The sequence below is a fragment of the Clostridium sp. UBA7791 genome (genome assembly GCF_002480755.1).
Classification (GTDB): domain Bacteria; phylum Bacillota; class Clostridia; order Clostridiales; family Clostridiaceae; genus Clostridium_J; species Clostridium_J sulfidigenes.
Genome location: NZ_DLCT01000005.1, coordinates 154676 through 172935 on the forward strand (window position 1 = coordinate 154676; position 18260 = coordinate 172935).

At 29.2% G+C, this 18260-nt stretch carries 15 protein-coding genes; 11 read left to right on the plus strand and 4 right to left on the minus strand.

Translation table 11 applies throughout. The annotated features are described in order from the left end of the window. Positions 1–146: 146 nt before the first annotated feature. Positions 147–1478, minus strand: coding sequence for a DUF4910 domain-containing protein (locus tag B3Z56_RS06250; RefSeq protein WP_346878472.1), 1332 nt, complete (start codon positions 1476–1478; stop codon positions 147–149). 331 nt (positions 1479–1809) lie between these two features. On the opposite strand from B3Z56_RS06250, the gene B3Z56_RS06255 reads away from it, so the two are divergent. The 5 genes from B3Z56_RS06255 (at position 1810) to B3Z56_RS06275 (ending at position 6717) form a co-directional block, all read left to right on the plus strand. Next, positions 1810–2652, plus strand: coding sequence for a helix-turn-helix domain-containing protein (locus B3Z56_RS06255; RefSeq protein ID WP_346878473.1), 843 nt, complete (start codon positions 1810–1812; stop codon positions 2650–2652). Positions 2653–2729: 77 nt separating this feature from the next. Next, positions 2730–3644 carry a hypothetical protein gene (locus B3Z56_RS06260; RefSeq protein ID WP_346878474.1) on the plus strand — a complete coding sequence of 305 codons (915 nt, stop codon included), beginning with the start codon at positions 2730–2732 and terminating at the stop codon, positions 3642–3644. Between the two features lie 258 nt (positions 3645–3902). Then, complete coding sequence (gene proB / locus B3Z56_RS06265; protein ID WP_346878475.1) at positions 3903–4715, plus strand: glutamate 5-kinase; 813 nt, start codon at positions 3903–3905, stop codon at positions 4713–4715. A 25-nt stretch (positions 4716–4740) separates the two neighbouring features. Continuing rightward, positions 4741–5985, plus strand: coding sequence for a glutamate-5-semialdehyde dehydrogenase (locus tag B3Z56_RS06270; RefSeq protein ID WP_346878476.1), 1245 nt, complete (start codon positions 4741–4743; stop codon positions 5983–5985). 255 nt (positions 5986–6240) lie between these two features. After that, a complete protein-coding gene (locus tag B3Z56_RS06275) occupies positions 6241–6717 on the plus strand; it encodes a hypothetical protein (RefSeq protein WP_346878477.1) in 477 nt (158 codons plus the stop codon). A 203-nt stretch (positions 6718–6920) separates the two neighbouring features. Here the strand turns inward: B3Z56_RS06275 and B3Z56_RS06280 are convergent, their stop codons facing one another. Next, positions 6921–7391 carry a cupin domain-containing protein gene (locus tag B3Z56_RS06280; protein ID WP_346847268.1) on the minus strand — a complete coding sequence of 157 codons (471 nt, stop codon included), beginning with the start codon at positions 7389–7391 and terminating at the stop codon, positions 6921–6923. 195 nt (positions 7392–7586) lie between these two features. Between B3Z56_RS06280 and B3Z56_RS06285 the strand changes: the two genes are divergently transcribed. The 4 genes from B3Z56_RS06285 to B3Z56_RS06300 are packed head-to-tail and all read left to right on the plus strand — an operon-like array spanning position 7587 to position 12774. After that, positions 7587–9914 (plus strand): ABC transporter permease, encoded by a 2328-nt coding sequence (locus tag B3Z56_RS06285; RefSeq protein ID WP_346878478.1) that lies wholly within the window; start codon positions 7587–7589, stop codon positions 9912–9914. An 11-nt stretch (positions 9915–9925) separates the two neighbouring features. Next, positions 9926–10681, plus strand: a complete 756-nt coding sequence (locus B3Z56_RS06290; protein WP_346847270.1) for an ABC transporter ATP-binding protein — start codon at positions 9926–9928, stop codon at positions 10679–10681. 33 nt (positions 10682–10714) lie between these two features. Beyond that, positions 10715–11401, plus strand: coding sequence for a response regulator transcription factor (locus B3Z56_RS06295; RefSeq protein ID WP_346878479.1), 687 nt, complete (start codon positions 10715–10717; stop codon positions 11399–11401). Next, a complete protein-coding gene (locus B3Z56_RS06300) occupies positions 11383–12774 on the plus strand; it encodes a HAMP domain-containing sensor histidine kinase (protein ID WP_346878480.1) in 1392 nt (463 codons plus the stop codon). The genes B3Z56_RS06295 and B3Z56_RS06300 overlap by 19 nt, the downstream gene beginning before the upstream one ends. Before the next feature lie 87 nt (positions 12775–12861). Here the strand turns inward: B3Z56_RS06300 and B3Z56_RS06305 are convergent, their stop codons facing one another. Both B3Z56_RS06305 and B3Z56_RS06310 read right to left on the minus strand, forming a co-directional pair. After that, a complete protein-coding gene (locus B3Z56_RS06305; protein ID WP_346847273.1) occupies positions 12862–13428 on the minus strand; it encodes a DUF6143 family protein in 567 nt (188 codons plus the stop codon). A 251-nt stretch (positions 13429–13679) separates the two neighbouring features. Beyond that, positions 13680–16070, minus strand: coding sequence for an ABC transporter ATP-binding protein/permease (locus B3Z56_RS06310; protein WP_346847274.1), 2391 nt, complete (start codon positions 16068–16070; stop codon positions 13680–13682). Between the two features lie 170 nt (positions 16071–16240). Between B3Z56_RS06310 and B3Z56_RS06315 the strand changes: the two genes are divergently transcribed. Beyond that, positions 16241–16915 (plus strand): response regulator transcription factor, encoded by a 675-nt coding sequence (locus B3Z56_RS06315; RefSeq protein ID WP_346847275.1) that lies wholly within the window; start codon positions 16241–16243, stop codon positions 16913–16915. Next, positions 16912–18204 (plus strand): HAMP domain-containing sensor histidine kinase, encoded by a 1293-nt coding sequence (locus tag B3Z56_RS06320; protein ID WP_346878481.1) that lies wholly within the window; start codon positions 16912–16914, stop codon positions 18202–18204. Before B3Z56_RS06315 ends, B3Z56_RS06320 begins: the two co-directional genes overlap by 4 nt. Positions 18205–18260: the final 56 nt, after the last annotated feature.

Consider the following 18260-nt stretch of genomic DNA (forward strand, 5'->3'; position numbering starts at 1 on the left):
TATAGAGCCTTATTTTTATTAGAGAAAGGTATCCACTACAATTATATTTGCTTGTTCATTATTATCCATAGGAATAATAGTACATTAGAAGTATTATGTTACTTAAGTTCTTTTTTATATAAGATTTAAGATTTTATTTTTAGTTATTATTTTGAGAATCTTTCTGGATTATTACCAATTTCATTACATAAAGATGTGATTACGTTGCATGTATTAGATAAGTTTTCTTTATTGATCTTATCAGCGGTATCTTTATCCGTATGGTAGTCAACAAATGGGCCATATTCAAAATATGCCACTGGTATACCAGCTGCTTCAAAAGCTACATGATCACTTCTGTTACTTTCATCTCTTCTATTATCGTATTGGAAGTTATTCATACAACTTACTGCTAAATCTGCAGTTAAAGAATCCTTAGAGCTATCCATTGTGTAAACACATAAATTATCACCGATACCAACCATATCGGCATTTACCATTGCAATAGTATTTTGTAAATCATCACTATTTAAAGATTGAACATAATAATTTGAACCCACTAAACCTATTTCTTCAGCACCAAATGCAATAAATTTAATATTGCAATCAAGGTTTTTCTTGGATAAAATCCTTGCTGATTCCATTACAGTAGAAATACCTGAAGCATTGTCATTTGCAGCTGGGGTATCTACTCCATCATAGTGAGCTCCAACTATTAAGGTTTTAGCATCTTTCTTTTTAGATTTTAATGTTGCAATAATATTTTTTGATTTACTATCTATACACTGACTATCAACCTTTAGTGTGGCTTTAAGGCCTTTTTTTGAGGTTATTATGGTTGAATTAAGATATTCTGCATCAGCTTTAGATATTGTAACAGCTGGTATTTTTGTAGGTTCAACTAGGGTAGCGGATAGAGGTTCTTCACTATTAGGATCAAAAAATATAACACCTACAGCACCCATTGCAGTAGCTCTTTCAGTTTTATTTTTAAATGTATCACCACCACGTTGAATAATAACAAGTTTATCTTTTACTTTAGCTTTTTCCAAATCAGTTTGTGTTCCCATATATCCATTAACGACTTCTGAAGTTAATCCTTCCTTTGGAGTCTCTTTACTAAAGGTTAAAGCCTTAGATTCAACAACTTTACTTTCAGGCATATCTATTTTTACTTCTACATCATTACATTTAAACGCTGTTACAGGAAACTCTTGTTCATCAACACTAAGTCCCATGTCTTTAAACTCTTTACAAATATATGATGCTGCATCCTTTTCTCCATCAAACCCGGTTATTCTAGCATCATCCTTTGCGGAAAGTTTCTCTATAGTGCTATATATCCTATCTTCAGAAATATCCTTTGAAAAATCTTTGAATTTTATGCTAGTTATATCACTTAAGCTAGAGGACTTGTCTTTAACACTATTACAACCCACAAGTGATGTTATAACAATTAAAGAGCAACATATACATATTATTTTTTTGGTGCCTTTCAAAATTAATCCCTCCCCAAAATTATTAGTAAGTATAACCTTTGTTTTAATCTTAAAATAGATAAAATTTTATACTCCTTTCATTTATAACTAAATAGTATTTGTAATGTAGTTAGTACAATTGAACATATGTTATTTGTAAATTATATGAATATATTAACACTTAATTACATTTAATTCTAGTAATAAATTAGGCACACTAACACTTTTTATAAACTTTATCTATTAAAGATTTTAATAGATAAAGTTTATCCTAAATATTAGAAATAATGTTATAATATTAGTACGATTATTAACAAAAATAAAAATAAATTATTATGAAGTGGTGGAACAAATGAAAGAGCTATCAGACTTATTTAAACCCATAACTAATAATATAATAAATAAATCAGATACTTATAGAGAAGTTGAGCCATGTGATACTTTAAAGCCATATATAAGATGCTTTTGGGGAAGTCCAGTGCCTTATAGAAATAAGGAAATAACTAAAGAGGGGGATAGAAACAATATTGTGATTCCAGATTGTTGTATGGATATAATTTTTGATATAGATTATAGTAATAATAAAGTGAATAACCTATTTTGTAGTATAAATGATTCTCCTTTTTATACACAAGAGGTTAAAACCTCAGCGTTGATTTCTACCTTTGGTATCCGATTTAATTTTTGGGCTGTGCATTTATTTACAGATAATCAATTGCCTAAAAAGTGTAATGAGTTTGCAATTGTAGACCAATATTTTATGGATTTAGGAAAAGAAATTGAAGATATAGTTATATATTATCCTAAGATTGAAGAAAGAATATATTACATAGAAAAGTTATTGCTTAGAAGATTATTCAATAAGAATTTTAGAAATAAAAATTTATTAAATGGAGTATATTATATTTTGAAATCTAAAGGGGTAACTACAATATCAGAGATTAGTAATTATATTTCTGTTAGTTCTAGACAGTTGGAGCGTATCTTCGGAGAATATATTGGAATAACTCCTAAGAAGTGCTGCAGTTTAGTTAGATATCAAAATATATGGAAAGACATAGCTTTTAAGAGAGATTTTAATCTTAGTAATATTACTTATAGTTATGGTTATTGTGATCAAGCTCATATGATAAATGACTTTAAAAAATACCATGGAAACACTCCTATGAAAGCTATAAACGAGTTAATTAAATAGAATGTCGCATTTTTACAATACTAAAGGTGTTTAATGTATTAACATTAAGTTATGAAATAAAGTTTGTGAGGTGTACTATGGAGAAGTTAAAGATGAGCCAATTTAAAAATATAGAGGAGCATATATTTAGTAATGGTAGAGATATTGAAAAAGTAAAATGGAATTATACTTTTAATAAGGGTAGTAAAGAGGATATAGTATCAGAACTAATAAAATATCAAAATGAGGATGGTGGTTTTGGAAAGGGATTAGAAGCTGATATGCTATTACCATCATCAACAAGTATAGCATCTACTGAGGCCATTTTTATTGCATATGATTATGACCTTAATTGTGAGGAGCCTTGGTTTGGAAATTTATTAAATTATTTTGAAAAAACCATTGAAGATACGCCATCATTCTGGGAGAAGGTTCCAAAGGAAGTTGAAAACTTTCCCCATGCACCATGGTGGATATATGCTCCAGATACAAAATTTACTCCTAACCCTTGTGCTGTTGTTGCCTCAGCTTTTATCAAGTATGGTAATGCTGTTCAAAAGGAGATAGGTAATAAAATTGCAGCTAGATGTATAGAGTTTTTAAATAGTAATGAAGAGTGTTCTGACCATGATTGCTATTGCCTACAAAGACTATTTATAGTTTTAAAAGAACTAAATTCAAATTTGATTAGTGATGTAACTATAAGGTCTATGGAAAGAAGAATATTAGACTGTCTTTGTATAGATGAGGCTAAATGGATGGAATATGTATCACAACCTTTAGATTTAGTAACTTCACCTGAGTCACAATGGTATAAATTAGTTGAAACCTTTATAGAAAAGAACTTTTCTTTTTGGATTAATACATTGAAGGAAGAAGGTTTTTGGCAACCTAATTTTTCTTGGGGAGTAGATAGTGAAGTAGCTAGAAATGTTACTAGAATTTGGACTTGCTACATAGCTGTGAAAAGAGCTAGGATTTTCAAAGCTTTTGGGCTAATAAATTTATATTGATTTTAAATTAATATGTAAATAAGTTTTGAATTTAATGGTGGTGTCTCGTCTCCACCATAAAACCCACGACAATACAGCAATGTATTGTCGTGGGTTATTTTATGTACAGGATATATGCTTAGGTTTGCTATTCATTGGAAGTTATTTCTAATAAATTGTAGAGTGGGGTAGTATTAATAAACTTATATTTTTATGATAATATTATTACAAGCTTATTAAAAGATAAAATTAATGAAGGAAACTTAAGAGGAGATAAAAATGAAATATCGCGAAAATATTAAAAATTCAAGAAGAATAATTATAAAAATTGGTACTTCAACCTTAACCTATGACAATGGAAACATAAACTTAAGAAGAATTGAAAAAATAGCCATGTCAATATCTGATTTAATAAATAGTGGGAAAGAAATAATCCTTGTAACATCTGGATCTATAGGTGTTGGAGTAAGTAAAATGAACTTAAAGGAAAGACCAAAAACTATTAGAGAAAAACAGGCAGCAGCATCTGTGGGACAAGTAGCACTTATGAATATTTATAGCAAACTATTTGGAGAATATGGCTATTCAGTAGGTCAAATACTTTTAACAAGAGACATTATAGAATGTGAAAGAAGTAGAAATAATGTTGCAAATACTTTTGAAACCTTGTTAGAAAGCGGAATAATTCCAATAGTAAATGAAAATGATAGTGTATCTATAGATGAAATTGAAAATATATCTAGATTTGGAGATAATGACAATCTAGCAGCAATAGTTTCTACTATTGTGGATGCAAATCTTTTAATAATACTATCAGATATTGATGGTTTCTATGACTCTAATCCAAGAACAAATAAGGATGCAAAGCTTATAAAAGAAGTGAAATATATAACGGAAGAAGTAATAAATTTTGCAGAAGGTGCTGGAAGTAATTTAGGTACAGGTGGAATGGAAACTAAAATACATGCAGCAAAGCTTGTAACTGATAATGGTACAAATATGATATTAGCAAATGGAAAAGATCCAAGTAAACTTATTGATATATTAAATGGAGACGATGTAGGAACTTTATTTCTGAGAAAAGAAAGATAAAAAAATATGAAGGGAGTAATTTTAGATGGAAGAGTTAATTTTAAAAGGGAAAAAAGTAAAAGAAGCTGCGTACATATTATCAAATATTTCAACAAATGAAAAAAATAAAGCTTTAAATGAAATGGCAAAAGCATTATTAGAGAATGCTAGTGAAATAATAGCAGTAAATAAAATTGATATAGAAAATGCAAAAAATAAGGGAACATCAGAAGCAATAGTAGATAGATTGCTTTTAAATGAAGACAGAATCAAAGGGATGAGTGGATGTTTAACACAAGTAGCAGGACTAGAAGACCCTGTAGGTGAAGTAAGTTCAATAATAACTAGACCAAATGGACTACAAATAGGGAAAAAAAGGGTACCTCTAGGAGTAATAGGAATAATATACGAGGCAAGACCAAATGTTACTTGTGATGCAGTAGGGCTATGTTTAAAATCAGGTAATGCAATAATACTAAGAGGTGGAAGTGAAGCTATAAACTCCAACAAAAAAATAGTACAAATATTAAAAAAAGCCTTAGAAAAAACTAAGTTACCAGTAGATTGTATTCAATTAATAGAAGATACAAGTAGAGAAACTGTTAAAAATATGATGAAGTTAAATGAATATATAGATGTGCTAATACCAAGAGGAGGCGCTGGACTAATAAAATCAGTAGTAGAAAATGCTACAGTACCAGTAATAGAAACTGGAACAGGGAACTGCCATGTTTATGTTGATAAAAATAGTGACTTAGAAATGGCAAAACAAATAGTTATAAATGCAAAAACTACTAGACCAGCAGTTTGCAACTCTGAGGAAAAATTACTTGTTCATGAAGATATAGCAAAAGAATTTATTCCAGTAATAGTTGATGAGTTAAGACAAAGAAAAGTAGAAGTTAGAGGAGACAAAAAATCTATAGAAATAGTAAATGACATAATACTAGCAAATGAAGAAGACTATTATAAAGAATATTTAGATTATATAATTTGTATAAAGGTAGTAAAAGATATAGATGAAGCGATAACTCATATAAATAAATATGGCTCAGGCCACTCTGAAGCTATAGTAACAAATGATTATCAGAATGCTCAAAGATTTCATCAACAAGTAGATGCAGCAGCAGTTTATGTGAATGCTTCTACTAGATTTACTGATGGAGAGGAATTCGGATTTGGAGCAGAAATAGGTATAAGCACTCAAAAGCTACATGCAAGAGGTCCCATGGGACTTAAAGAGCTTACCACTAATAAGTATATAATATTTGGAAATGGTCAAATCAGATAATAACTAAGGAGTTACTCAAAATGATTAAAGGTATTTTGAGTAACTCCTTTTGTCATCTTTATTTTGTTTAGTAAGGACTCAGAAGATAATCTGAATATATTTATATATAGATTCAAATAATATAAATATGTTATTTAGAATAGGAAATGTGTAGAAGGTAGCAATTCCATATATTGCTTAACTTTATACTATTAAAAAATTTATTTATGATATACATATAGAAATTTACTTACCTTGAGTAAGAGGAGTGATAGCATGAACAATGATTTAAGGATAGATATCTTTTTGGATGAAACAAATACTCCATTTGCACCATATTTTAGCTCGGATGATTTACACCTAAGCTCTGATTTGGAAGAGTTTATTTTATCAAAGCTACTGAATTGCAAAAGAAGAGAAGTTGATATATTTATTAAAGGTGAAAATAATTATGATGATAAGTTGTTGAAGACAGCTATAGTAAATACCTTTTCAAACCGAGTGGAAGAAAATGAATATATCTATGGTAGAAATAATATGAAGGCTATTGTTTTGTACGCATTTGGCATCATTATTGGTTTGATAGGCTTGAGCCTTTCAAGCAGATATGCTTATTTCGCAGGTATATTAAGTATAGTGTGTTGGGTATTTATCTGGTCAGGCACAGAAGTTTATTTTTTTGAAAACCGACAAATAAAATCAGATATAAGGAAGTACCAGAATATTATTAATGCAAATGTGCATAAAAAATAGACATAATGAATGGCCAATTCTACATAGAGTAAATATATTAATAAGGGCATTGAATAAAATAAAAGATTATATGGTGGATTATAAATACTACATTTCATCTCCACCATTAAAATGGGGCTGTCTCACAAATTTTTTAGAGCGACAGCCCCATTTTTTATCCACGATATATTAAATAAATATTTAGCTAATATCAGGAAGAAGGTTTATCTAGTTAACTTTTTTATTATATCTTCTAGATTTGGATACATATTTAAAAGGTCTCTTCTCTCAAATAATTCAAAATCATCAAAAGTAAAGGCAGGGGCTACCATACATCCAACTAAAGCAAATCCATCATTATTCATAGAAGAACCAAATATATATCCCTTAGGAACTAAAACTTGTGGAACCTCTCCTTTTTCTATATCTAATCCTAATTGCTTAGTTATAAGCTCACCCTCTGGTGTGATCATATATATAGTCAGAGGTTGCCCGTCGTGGTAATACCACATTTCATCAGAAGTTAATCTGTGAAAATGAGACACCTCTCCTGTTTCAAGCAAGAAATATATGCTACTAAATAACTTTTTATCTTCTCTAAAGAAATCTTCTGATAATACTGATTGTTTGAAGTATCCCCCTTCCACATGTGGTGTCATGCCTAATTTTTCTATATAATATTGTGCTGATTTCATGCTGTACCTCCTAAGTATAATAAATCTATTATATCAAAAACTTAATGATTTGTTGTAGTAATATAAATTAATGACGGCATTACTGATAGAATTCCTTAGTGTATAATCAATTTAGAAAAATGTAAGAATTCATTAAGAATTTGAAATAAATATATTAAAAATTAATTAGTAATATAAAAGTATGGAGGGATGATGATGTGGAAAAAGAAAATTAAACAAAAAAAATTACAATTAATTTTAATAGCAATTATTTTAATGGTATCTTCATCTATATTTGCACTATCTATGAGCTTTACAAGTACAGTTTCAAAATATACTAATGATTATTATGAAGGAGAAAATATAAAGGATATTGTAGTTCAGACATATAATGAGGATGTTATTTCAAAAGTTGAAAGTTTTATTATGGAAGAAGAAACTAATGAAAAGGATATTAGAAAAACAAAGGGGTTAACGGTAGATAGACAAGTATTTTTAGGGGATGAAAACCTTGATTTGGGAATGGCAAATTTAATAATTTATGAGAGTATGAAAGCTCATCCATGGGATGTAGTTATAACAGAAGGAGAAAAAGTAACGACTCCAAGTAAAGGTACTATTTGGGTCTCAAATCTTTTAGCTGATTCTAAGAATTTAAAAATAGGAGATAAGTTAAAGATAAAAGATGGTGATGAATATAAATATTTAACTATATCAGCTTTAGTAAACGATTCAGTAGTTCCGAGTTCTGTTGTGGGCTATAATAATTTATATATAGGTAGTAATGATTATGATGACTTTAATGAACCTATTAAATCTGAATATATTGGTTATGATTCATCTAAAGAAGGAAACGATGCAACATCTGAATTAATTTCTTATATAGGTGATTCAATTGATGGAGTTATATATGATAAGTGGATTACAATATTTGCAGCAAATGCTGGAAGTCAAATTACAAGTGCAGTGGGGTTAAGTACAGCTATATTAATATTCATTGTATCTATTGTAATAATAAGATTTGTACTATGGAACAACATTTTAAAGGAGTATAAATCTATAGGTGTATATAAATCATTAGGATTTACCTCAAAGCAGATACGTAATATATATTTAAAAAGCTTTGGAATAGTAGGAGTCATTGCAATAACCGCTGGAAGTTTCTTTAGTATTTGGTTTATAAATTATTTAGTAAAGATATCTATTAAATATATTGGAATATATGAAGGTGGTATAAATAATTTTAGCTTTATAGTTTTAACAATAATATTAATGAGTTTTGTTTTAATATCTAATATTTATCTTTTACTTAGAAGAATAAATAAAATAAAGCCTGTTGAGGCATTTAGAATAGGAGTTACTTCATCTAAAGAGAAATTTAGGAAGTCAATTATTAGAGATGCTTCATCACCAATGTCCATGGCTATAAATGATATTTTTAAATATAAAAAGCAAAATATAATTATAGTAACAGTTTTATCCCTTGTAATATATCTTTCAGTATTTTTAGTTAGTGTAAATTACTCAATGATTAATATGAAAGATAATGCATGGAATATGTTTGGATTACTTCAGGGAGATGTTACCTTAGATTTTCCAAGTGGAGAGGCGTCATATGATAAGGCTTTAGAAGAAATTAAGAGTGACCCGAGAGTCTTAGGCGTAAGAGCGTGCTCATTTGATGTAGGAAAGGTCGCTTATTTAGATGTATCAAGATACAATATAAAAAATGCTCAAGTTATTACTTATTTATATGATAACTATGACAATAACCATGGGTTTAATGTATCTATTAAAGAGGGAAGAAATCCTAAAAATAAAAATGAAATTGCATTGTCAGAACAAATTCTAAAAGATGCAAGTTTAGATATTGGAGATTATATTGATATAAAAATATTAGGTGAAGAGAGATCATTGCTCATCACTGGTAAATATATCGGCATGATGTCAAATAACTACAATATGAGAATGACTTTAGATGTAGTGCCTAAGGAAATTAGAAATAACCTTAATAACTTAAACAACAATATTACTTTAAAAGATAAAAATGATTATGAAGAGTTTAAAGAAGAATATAAACAAAAATATGAAGTATGTTCTATAGATACATGTCCAAGTTTGATTGCAACAGCAAGTAAGTCAGTTATTGAGATAGTTATACCAGTTACTACAATTATTCTTTTAGGAATATTACTATTCAGTATATTAAATATAGTAAATCTTATAATTATGAACAATACCGATAATAGAAGAAATAATGCTATTATAAAATCGCTAGGATTTTCAAATATTTATATTTTAAAGAGAACTTTATATAGAATTATGCTACTTATAGGTATTTCATCTTTGGCTGGATTTATTTTAAATGCTACTATATCTAAAAATTTATTTAAGCTTGCAATGATGGGAATAGATGGGTTGATGATTCCAAATGGTGAAGTTATAAGCACAATAGTATTTATTGGAATATTAACCATTGGCTCATCAATAATATCAATGTTTAGTATAAGAAAAATATCTACAGTGGAACTTATTGAAGAGTAGGGGGAGAAGAGATGGGAAGTATTATTAAAGCAAGTGGATTATGTAAATCATTTATTTTAGGAAAAACATCAAACAATGTATTAAAAAATATTAATTTAGATATATATGAAAGTGATTTTACTGTAATAATGGGTAGTTCAGGTTCTGGAAAATCTACATTGTTATACTCTATTAGTACTATGGATAGCCCAAGTGCAGGTAGCGTTGAGCTTTTAGGAAAAGATATAACAAATATAGGTGAAAAAGAAGCTACAAGTATTAGAAATAAATATATATCCTTTGTTTTTCAAAGTATAAATTTACTTTATGATTTAACTATAAGAGAAAATATAACTTATTGTGGTTATCTAAACAATAAAGATAAGAAGAGCGTAAATAAAAAAACAGATGAATTATTGAATAGATTAGAGCTGAAAGATATTGAGAATAAATATCCTTCAGAAATATCAGGAGGACAACAGCAAAGAGTTGCAATTGCTAGAGCATTAATTAACAATCCTAAGATAATTTTTGGAGATGAGCCAACAGGAGCACTTAATTCTTCAACGGGAGCCAGGGTATTGGATATTCTTACAGAATTAAATGAAGAGGGACAATCCATAGTAATGGTAACCCATGATTTAAAAGCAGCCTCAAGAGCAAGTAGATTGATTTATTTAAAGGATGGAAGAATTGATGGTGATTTGTCTCTTGGAAGATATAATGAAAAAGATTCAGATAGTAGAGAAAAAAAGATATTTGAATTTATAAAAAGTAGGGGCTGGTAAAATAATGATATAATGGAAGTGGGGGTGAGTAGAATGCATGATAAAATCTTGGTAATTGAAGATGATAATGATTTAGGAAACTTAATAAAAGATTACTTAGAGATAGATGGGTTTCAGGTATTGATAGCTAATGATGGGTTAAAAGGTGTGGAACTGGCTAATGATCCTATGATAAAGCTCATTATTTTAGATATTATGCTCCCACTTTTAGATGGTGTTGAAGTTTGTAAAAGAATAAGGATGATATCGAAAATGCCAATACTTATGTTATCAGCTAAAAGTGGAGAGATGGATAAGATACTAACATTAGGAGTAGGGGCAGATGACTATATGACAAAACCTTTTTCTCCAATGGAATTAGTGGCAAGGGTGAAAGCTCATATAAGAAGGTATACTTCATTTTCTAGTGATACACTATCAGATGTAAAACAATTTGGTGATTTAATAGTAGACTCTAAGGCATATAAAGCTTTACTAAATAATAAGGAAATACCACTAACTTCTAAGGAATTTCAAATATTGGATTTTTTCACATCTAATCCTTCCCAAGTGTTTTCAAAGTCTCAGGTATATGAAAGTGTATGGGGTTACAGTGAATATATGGATGAAAATACTATAGCTGTGTACGTTAAAAGGTTAAGAGAGAAGCTTGGAGAATACGGTGAAAAGTCGATAAAGACAATATGGGGAGTAGGATATAAGTGGGAAGTAATAGAGTGAAGGATAATTACCTTGGTAAAAAAATTAGTATATTTACAGGGTTAACATATCTATTTGTTATATTATCAGTGGTATATTCTCTCCTAATTTTAAAGGAAGATATTAAAAAAGAAGATAAGTCTAATTTATTAAGAATAGAAACATCAAATCAAAGAGAATTGATTGAAGAAATGTTTAAAGAAAATAGCTATTACATGGAAAATGATTTTTATGATTATACAGTTATAAATTTAAAAGGGGAGGCTATCTTTTCTTCCATAGATGATTTTAATAAAGGAGAAAAGATAAATCTTGAAAATGAAATAGGTTATGATAATGCCTTTGACAATAGAAAAAATGCATTAATTAGATACAGTATACCTTTAGTTAATAATGATGTTCAAGAAGGGATTATAATTATAGATTTACCACAGAGTATATTAAAAAAGGAAAGCAAAAATGAGAAATTTATACCCCTGTGGATACTTTTATTTTTAATAGGAATATTAGCTTTTATGATAAATAGGTTTGTAAAAATAGATATAATAAAACCAATTAAAGAGCTCCATAGTAGTGCAAAAACCATACTAAATGGAAGCTATAAGTGTAAAGTAAACTACGATTATCATGGGGAGGTTGGAGAGTTTTGTCATGATTTTGAAGCTATGAGAGGTGAAATAATAGACTCAAAAGAAAAGGAAGAAAAGCTTAAAAGAAATGAAAAAGAATTATTAGCTTGTATTTCACATGATTTAAAAACTCCTCTTTCATCAATTTCAGGATATGTTGAAGGCATAAGAGATGGAATTGCAAAGGATGAAGATGGTATAAAAAGATATTCAAACATTATATTGAAGAAATCTAAGGAACTTTCAAAATTAATAGATGATATATTAGAGCAATCGAAAACAGAGTTGAATGAAATGTCAATTGAAAGAAAAGAAATATACTCTGATGATTATCTAAAGGAAGTTTTAGGTGACCTATCTATTGATGTAGCTACTCATAATATGAAATTAGATGTTAAGGGACAATTGCCAAGGGCTTTGATTTCTATAGATATAATAAGAATAAATCAAGTTATAAATAATATTATTTCAAATTCAATAAAATACTCTAAATCAGGAGAAAAAATTGAGATATGGGTAGATGATGAGATAGATAAAATTACTGTAAATATTAAGGATTTTGGTAGTGGAATTAGCATTGATGATATACCATTTGTTTTTAATAAGTTTTATAGAGGTGAAAAGTATAGAAACACTAATATATCAGGTTCAGGGCTTGGTCTTTCTATATCTAAGTATATAGTAGAGAGTCATGGAGGAAATATAAAGTGTTCATCTTCTTTAGAATCTGGAACTACTATTAGTTTTACTATACTTAAAATATAATTAATAAAGGTGCTGTCACACCTCAGAATTTATTTTCTATTGTGTAGCAGCACCTTTTTTATCTTTTAATTTAATTATTAGTAGGATTTACTTTATCTTTTCTTCCCACCATCCAAATGCGACTCTACCTTGAGCAAGTTCATTTGGAGTTTCTGGGTTGGATAAGAAAATAATAAATGATCCTCCAGGAGGAAAAATAAATTTGCCTACTTCTTCGTCGGCAATTGTAACCTCTGGAAGGGCTCTTCTAACAAATGCCTTAACTCCACCTTTAGGTTCTCCTATAACATTGCTTGCTTTAAGTAACCTAATTCGTGGCTTTGGTAATGGGCAAAGAGCTGTATTAGCTGGAGTAACTAATTCTGATATCTCTGGACATCCAGGTGGATTTGAATTAAACCATATTTGCGCTCTTATTGGTGATTCTCCAATATTTGTGACAGTCCAGACATATACGTGTAGATTAACTCCTGAATAATAAGGATTTACTAATCCTGCCCATGCACTTTTACCTCTTCCAAAATTTAATTCATCTGCATAGCCTACAAAATATTTTCCTTGAAGTGAAAGATATAGAGGATATGGCATACTAGCTACTTGAGTTATTGGATTAGGTAAGATTATAGAGTCATTACAATTTTTTGTGTTTTCCATTTTCATAATATCTCCTATTAAAAGTATAGATTTTTCATATTCTCCATACATAAGGTATAAGAATAAATCTGTATACTGTTAATATATGTTGTACGGATATAAGGGGTGTACAAGGAGTTGAAATTTAGTAAATCTGAGAATTTAAGATAGTGTTTAATATAAAATTTAATTATTAATTTCTAGATAACTATAGGAAATAAAAATGTCACATACTCTTTAAAATAAGGAGTATGTAACATTAAATTTATATATTATTCTGTACGTAATGATTCTACAGGATTTTTTCTTGCAGCCATTTTTGCTGGAATAGCACCACCCAGCAATGTTAAAGAAACACTTATAATTATAAGTATTATAGCATGAACTGGATTAAGTTTTGCTACACCTTCAAGGTCTGTTAAATTCTTAAGAACACTATTTATTGGAAATGTTAATAAGTATGATATTAATATTCCAAGTAATCCTGAACAAGAACCTATTATGAATGTTTCAGCATTGAATACACGGGTTATATCTTTCTTTCTTGCACCTAATGCTCTCAATACACCAATTTCCTTTGTTCTTTCTAATACAGAAATGTATGTTATTATCCCAATCATAATAAGGGATACAACAAGTGATATTGCGGCAAAGGCAATTAAAACAAGGGTTATTGAATCCATAATACCACCAGATAATTTTGTGAATGTAGCTGCTAAATCTGTATATATTATAGAGTCTTCAACAGCATTTCCATCATTCCATGAATTTAAGTAATTAAGTACCCTATCCTTGGTAGTAAAATCTTTAGGGTAAAGGGTGATAGCAAATGGTGTAGAAGTAGCACCTAATTGAGAAAGTACGTCATCTTTAGTAACATTAGGAGTAGTACTACTAGCTCCTCCCATTGGTGACATTGCAGCCATTGGATTAGTAGGCATACTAGTTCCAGCTGTGGCACCTCCAAAAGGCTTTCCAGTTAATACATTATAGTTAGAATCTTGCTGTACTTTAACAATTTCAGAGTTTTTAGCATTATCAATAAAATATTGTGATAATTCATCTGAATATGAAAGTCCTGGTGAAAGAATTTCTAGCTTTGAATTTTTGCTAGAACGAACTATACCAGCAATTTTAAGAGTAATAGCATTATCATTATTATAAATATCTATAAGATTGTCTGGAGTACCGTTTATTGTAAATATATTGCCCATCTGTTTGTAGTAATCATCATTTAAAGCTAATTTAAATTCCTTGTTTATAATATCATTAAAACTTACAGTATCTGATTCAGAATCTATACCTAAAGCTTCTAGCATAGAGTTGTCAAGTCTGTTATAGCTATCGACAATAAGAACAAGATCCGTTTTTTCTTTAGGATATGACCCAGCTAATAAATCATAATTGCTTTCAAGGTATCCTTTAGTATCTAAATTTAGACTATTGGGATATGATGAAAAGTTAATTAGGGATGTATTTACTGGAGTTGCAGTTTTGCCATCAGATTTCAAAAGATTCATATTAACAAGTCTTGTATAGGACATTCCAGAGAGCAGAGATGAATCAATATTTTCAATATACTCTATGTATTCATCAGTAAATACATTTGTGTGTTCAATACTATTTTTACTAGGGTCATAAGGATAAATGTAATCTACATCTGGAAATTGATTTTCATTTACGGAATTACTCACTGCTTCTTTGTGTTGCTCTCTCATTGCATCCATATCAACTTCGGCGGTTTTTTGATTAATCATTATTGGAAAACCAGATAATGTACTATTTTCAAATTCTCCAATTTGTTTATCGAATCCATTTGATAATGAAAGTATTAAGGCAATACCAATTATACCTATACTTGAGGCAAAAGCAGTAAGTGCTGTTCTCCATTTCTTTGTAGATATGTTTTTGCCAGATAGTTTTAAAGCAGTAAAGAAACTCATACTTGTTTTCTTAAGTTTATAATCAGCAGTATCTAAGTCATCATAAAATGGATTGCTATCAGATTTTATCTCACCATCTCTAAATTCAACAATTCTATCAGCATATTCATTAGCTAACTCTGGATTATGAGTTACCATAACAACAAGTTTATCCTTTGAAATTTCTTTAATAAGCTCCATAATCTGAATACTTGTATGAGTGTCCAAAGCCCCAGTAGGTTCATCTGCTAAAATTATATCAGGGTCATTAGCTAGAGCTCGAGCTATAGCAACTCTTTGCATTTGTCCTCCTGATAGTTGGTTTGGTTTTTTGTGAACATGGTCCTTTAGGCCAACCTTTTCTAACACCTCAAGAGCTTTCTTGTGCTTCTCTGTATTTGAAACTCCACTAAGGGTCATTCCCATTTCTACATTATCTACTATACTTAAGTGAGAAATTAGGTTGTAACTTTGAAAAATAAATCCAACACTATTATTTCTATAGGCATCCCAATCTGAGTCTTTAAAATTTTTTGTAGATTTACCATTGATAATTAAATCACCTTCATCATATTGGTCAAGACCACCTATAACATTTAAACATGTTGTTTTTCCAGAGCCACTCGGTCCAAGAATTGCAACAAATTCAGATTTTCTAAATTTTAGGCTTATTCCATCTAATGCAACTTGAGTAAATTCGCCTGTAGTATAACTTTTAAATATGTTTTTTAATTGTAACATTATGCTCCTCCTTTACGATTAACTTTTCTAATTGTAGAATCGTAATATGAACCTAATATGAATTATGGTCTAAAAGTATATTTTTATTTCTTTTTTATTTGTAAAGTTCATATTTAATTAACATAAAATAATTATTATATAAAGTAACATAATAAATTGAGGTGATAATATTGTTTAATATACTTGTTGTAGAGGATGATAAGAATTTAAGAAAACTTATATCTGCAACCTTAAAACAAAATGGATATAACTCATTAATGGCAGAGAATGGAGAAATAGCTCTTGATATTATGGATAAAGAGCATATTGATTTAGTAATATCTGATATAATGATGCCTAAGTTAGATGGTTACAATTTAGTGAAAGCTTTGAGAGACTCAGGATATAATATGCCAATACTTATGGTTACAGCTAAGGAAATGTTCGAAGATAAGAGAAAAGGATTTAATGTTGGCGTAGACGATTATATGGTAAAACCTATTGATATAAATGAAATGATATTAAGAGTTGGAGCACTTCTTAGAAGAGCTAAGATATCTAATGAACATAGACTATCTATAGGTGATATTATTTTAGATTATGATTCAATATCTGTAAGTCGACATGGAGACAGTGCTACCCTTCCTAAAAAAGAATTTTATTTATTATTTAAATTATTATCTTATCCTAACGTCATATTTACACGAAGACAGTTATTAGATGAAATATGGGGTATGGATAATGAAGTGGATGAGCGTACTGTAGATGTTCATATAAAAAGATTGAGAGAAAGATATGATAGTTGTACAGAATTTGAGATTGTTACAGTACGTGGTCTTGGATATAAGGCGGTTAAGAAGATATGAGAAAAAATCTAAGAGTTAAGTTTGTTGTAATTCTTCTATTGATGATGATTGTATCAGGAATTTGTTCCCTTATAATATCTGCATTAATGTTTAGTGGAAATATAGAGAAAGAATCAAAAAATGCCCAAAGGAAAGTAGTAGATACTATAATAGAACTATATGATAATACAGATTTTACTTTAAATAAAATTATAGAGTTAAGTAATAATGATAGATATGAAGTAATACTTATCAATGATTTGCATGAGTATGCTGGAACTGCTGATACGCTTCATGAGAGAGAATTTCTACAGATTAAAACCAAAAGACTTCCTATTATTAATACTATATTAAAGGTAGATGATAGGTATATAAAAATATCTAATTCATTTAATGAAAAAAGTGTGCATATACGTGCATTTTTTCTAACTATCACATCCTTAATTATATCTACTGTAATAGCTACCATAATATCAGGTATAGCATCAAAGCGAATCTTAAGGCCAATAAGAACTTTAAGTAAAGCTACTGAAGAGGTAGCAAAGGGAAACTTTAGTGTTAAAATAGGTATTCCTAAGGATTATGAATTTTCATTATTAGCAAAAAATTTTAACAAGATGGTTCATGAGCTTAGTAGTATAGAGACCTTAAGAAATGATTTTGTTAGTAACGTTTCCCACGAGATAAAAACACCCATTGCATCTATACAAGGCTTTGCAAAGTTAATTCAAGATAAAAACTTAGATGATGATGAGAGAAGTGAATTTACAGATATTATTATTAGTGAGTCATCAAGGCTTTCTAAGCTAACTTCAAATATATTAAAGCTTTCAAAGCTTGAAAATCAAGAGGTTATTACTGGAAAAGCAGAGTTTGCATTAGATGAACAGATTAGGTGTGCAATTCTTATAATGGAACCAGAGTGGAGTGAAAAGGGAATTGACTTAGATATAGACCTAGATAAAGTCAGTATTATAGGAAATGAGGATTTATTGCAGCAGGTATGGCTAAATATAATAGGAAATGCTATTAAGTTTACGGAGAAGGGTGGAACTATTGGTATCAAATTAATGGATTTGAAGGATAAAATAGTTATTAAGGTTTCAGATAATGGTGTTGGAATGAATGAAGAAACTCAAAGACATATTTTTGATAAGTTCTATCAAGGTGATAAATCCCATTTAAGCAAGGGAAATGGATTAGGATTATCACTTGTAAAACGAATAATTGAATTATGTGATGGTGAAATAAAGGTTAGGAGTAAGCTTTATTATGGTACGACTTTCACAATAGGACTACCTAAAAAATAATATTCTTAATAAATAGGATATTCCCATTTAGAGATTTAAAATTTTGCGAAGAGTAG

Bases quoted from the DNA above. Each gene is read 5' to 3' on its own strand.
- B3Z56_RS06275 (WP_346878477.1), top strand. From the start codon at position 6,241: ATGAACAATGATTTAAGGATAGATATCTTTTTGGATGAAACAAATACT.
- proB (WP_346878475.1), top strand. From the start codon at position 3,903: ATGAAATATCGCGAAAATATTAAAAATTCAAGAAGAATAATTATAAAA.
- B3Z56_RS06305 (WP_346847273.1), bottom strand. From the start codon at position 13,428: ATGGAAAACACAAAAAATTGTAATGACTCTATAATCTTACCTAATCCA.
- B3Z56_RS06290 (WP_346847270.1), top strand. From the start codon at position 9,926: ATGGGAAGTATTATTAAAGCAAGTGGATTATGTAAATCATTTATTTTA.
- B3Z56_RS06280 (WP_346847268.1), bottom strand. From the start codon at position 7,391: ATGAAATCAGCACAATATTATATAGAAAAATTAGGCATGACACCACAT.
- B3Z56_RS06270 (WP_346878476.1), top strand. From the start codon at position 4,741: ATGGAAGAGTTAATTTTAAAAGGGAAAAAAGTAAAAGAAGCTGCGTAC.
- B3Z56_RS06260 (WP_346878474.1), top strand. From the start codon at position 2,730: ATGGAGAAGTTAAAGATGAGCCAATTTAAAAATATAGAGGAGCATATA.
- B3Z56_RS06285 (WP_346878478.1), top strand. From the start codon at position 7,587: ATGTGGAAAAAGAAAATTAAACAAAAAAAATTACAATTAATTTTAATA.
- B3Z56_RS06320 (WP_346878481.1), top strand. From the start codon at position 16,912: ATGAGAAAAAATCTAAGAGTTAAGTTTGTTGTAATTCTTCTATTGATG.
- B3Z56_RS06295 (WP_346878479.1), top strand. From the start codon at position 10,715: ATGCATGATAAAATCTTGGTAATTGAAGATGATAATGATTTAGGAAAC.
- B3Z56_RS06255 (WP_346878473.1), top strand. From the start codon at position 1,810: ATGAAAGAGCTATCAGACTTATTTAAACCCATAACTAATAATATAATA.
- B3Z56_RS06310 (WP_346847274.1), bottom strand. From the start codon at position 16,070: ATGTTACAATTAAAAAACATATTTAAAAGTTATACTACAGGCGAATTT.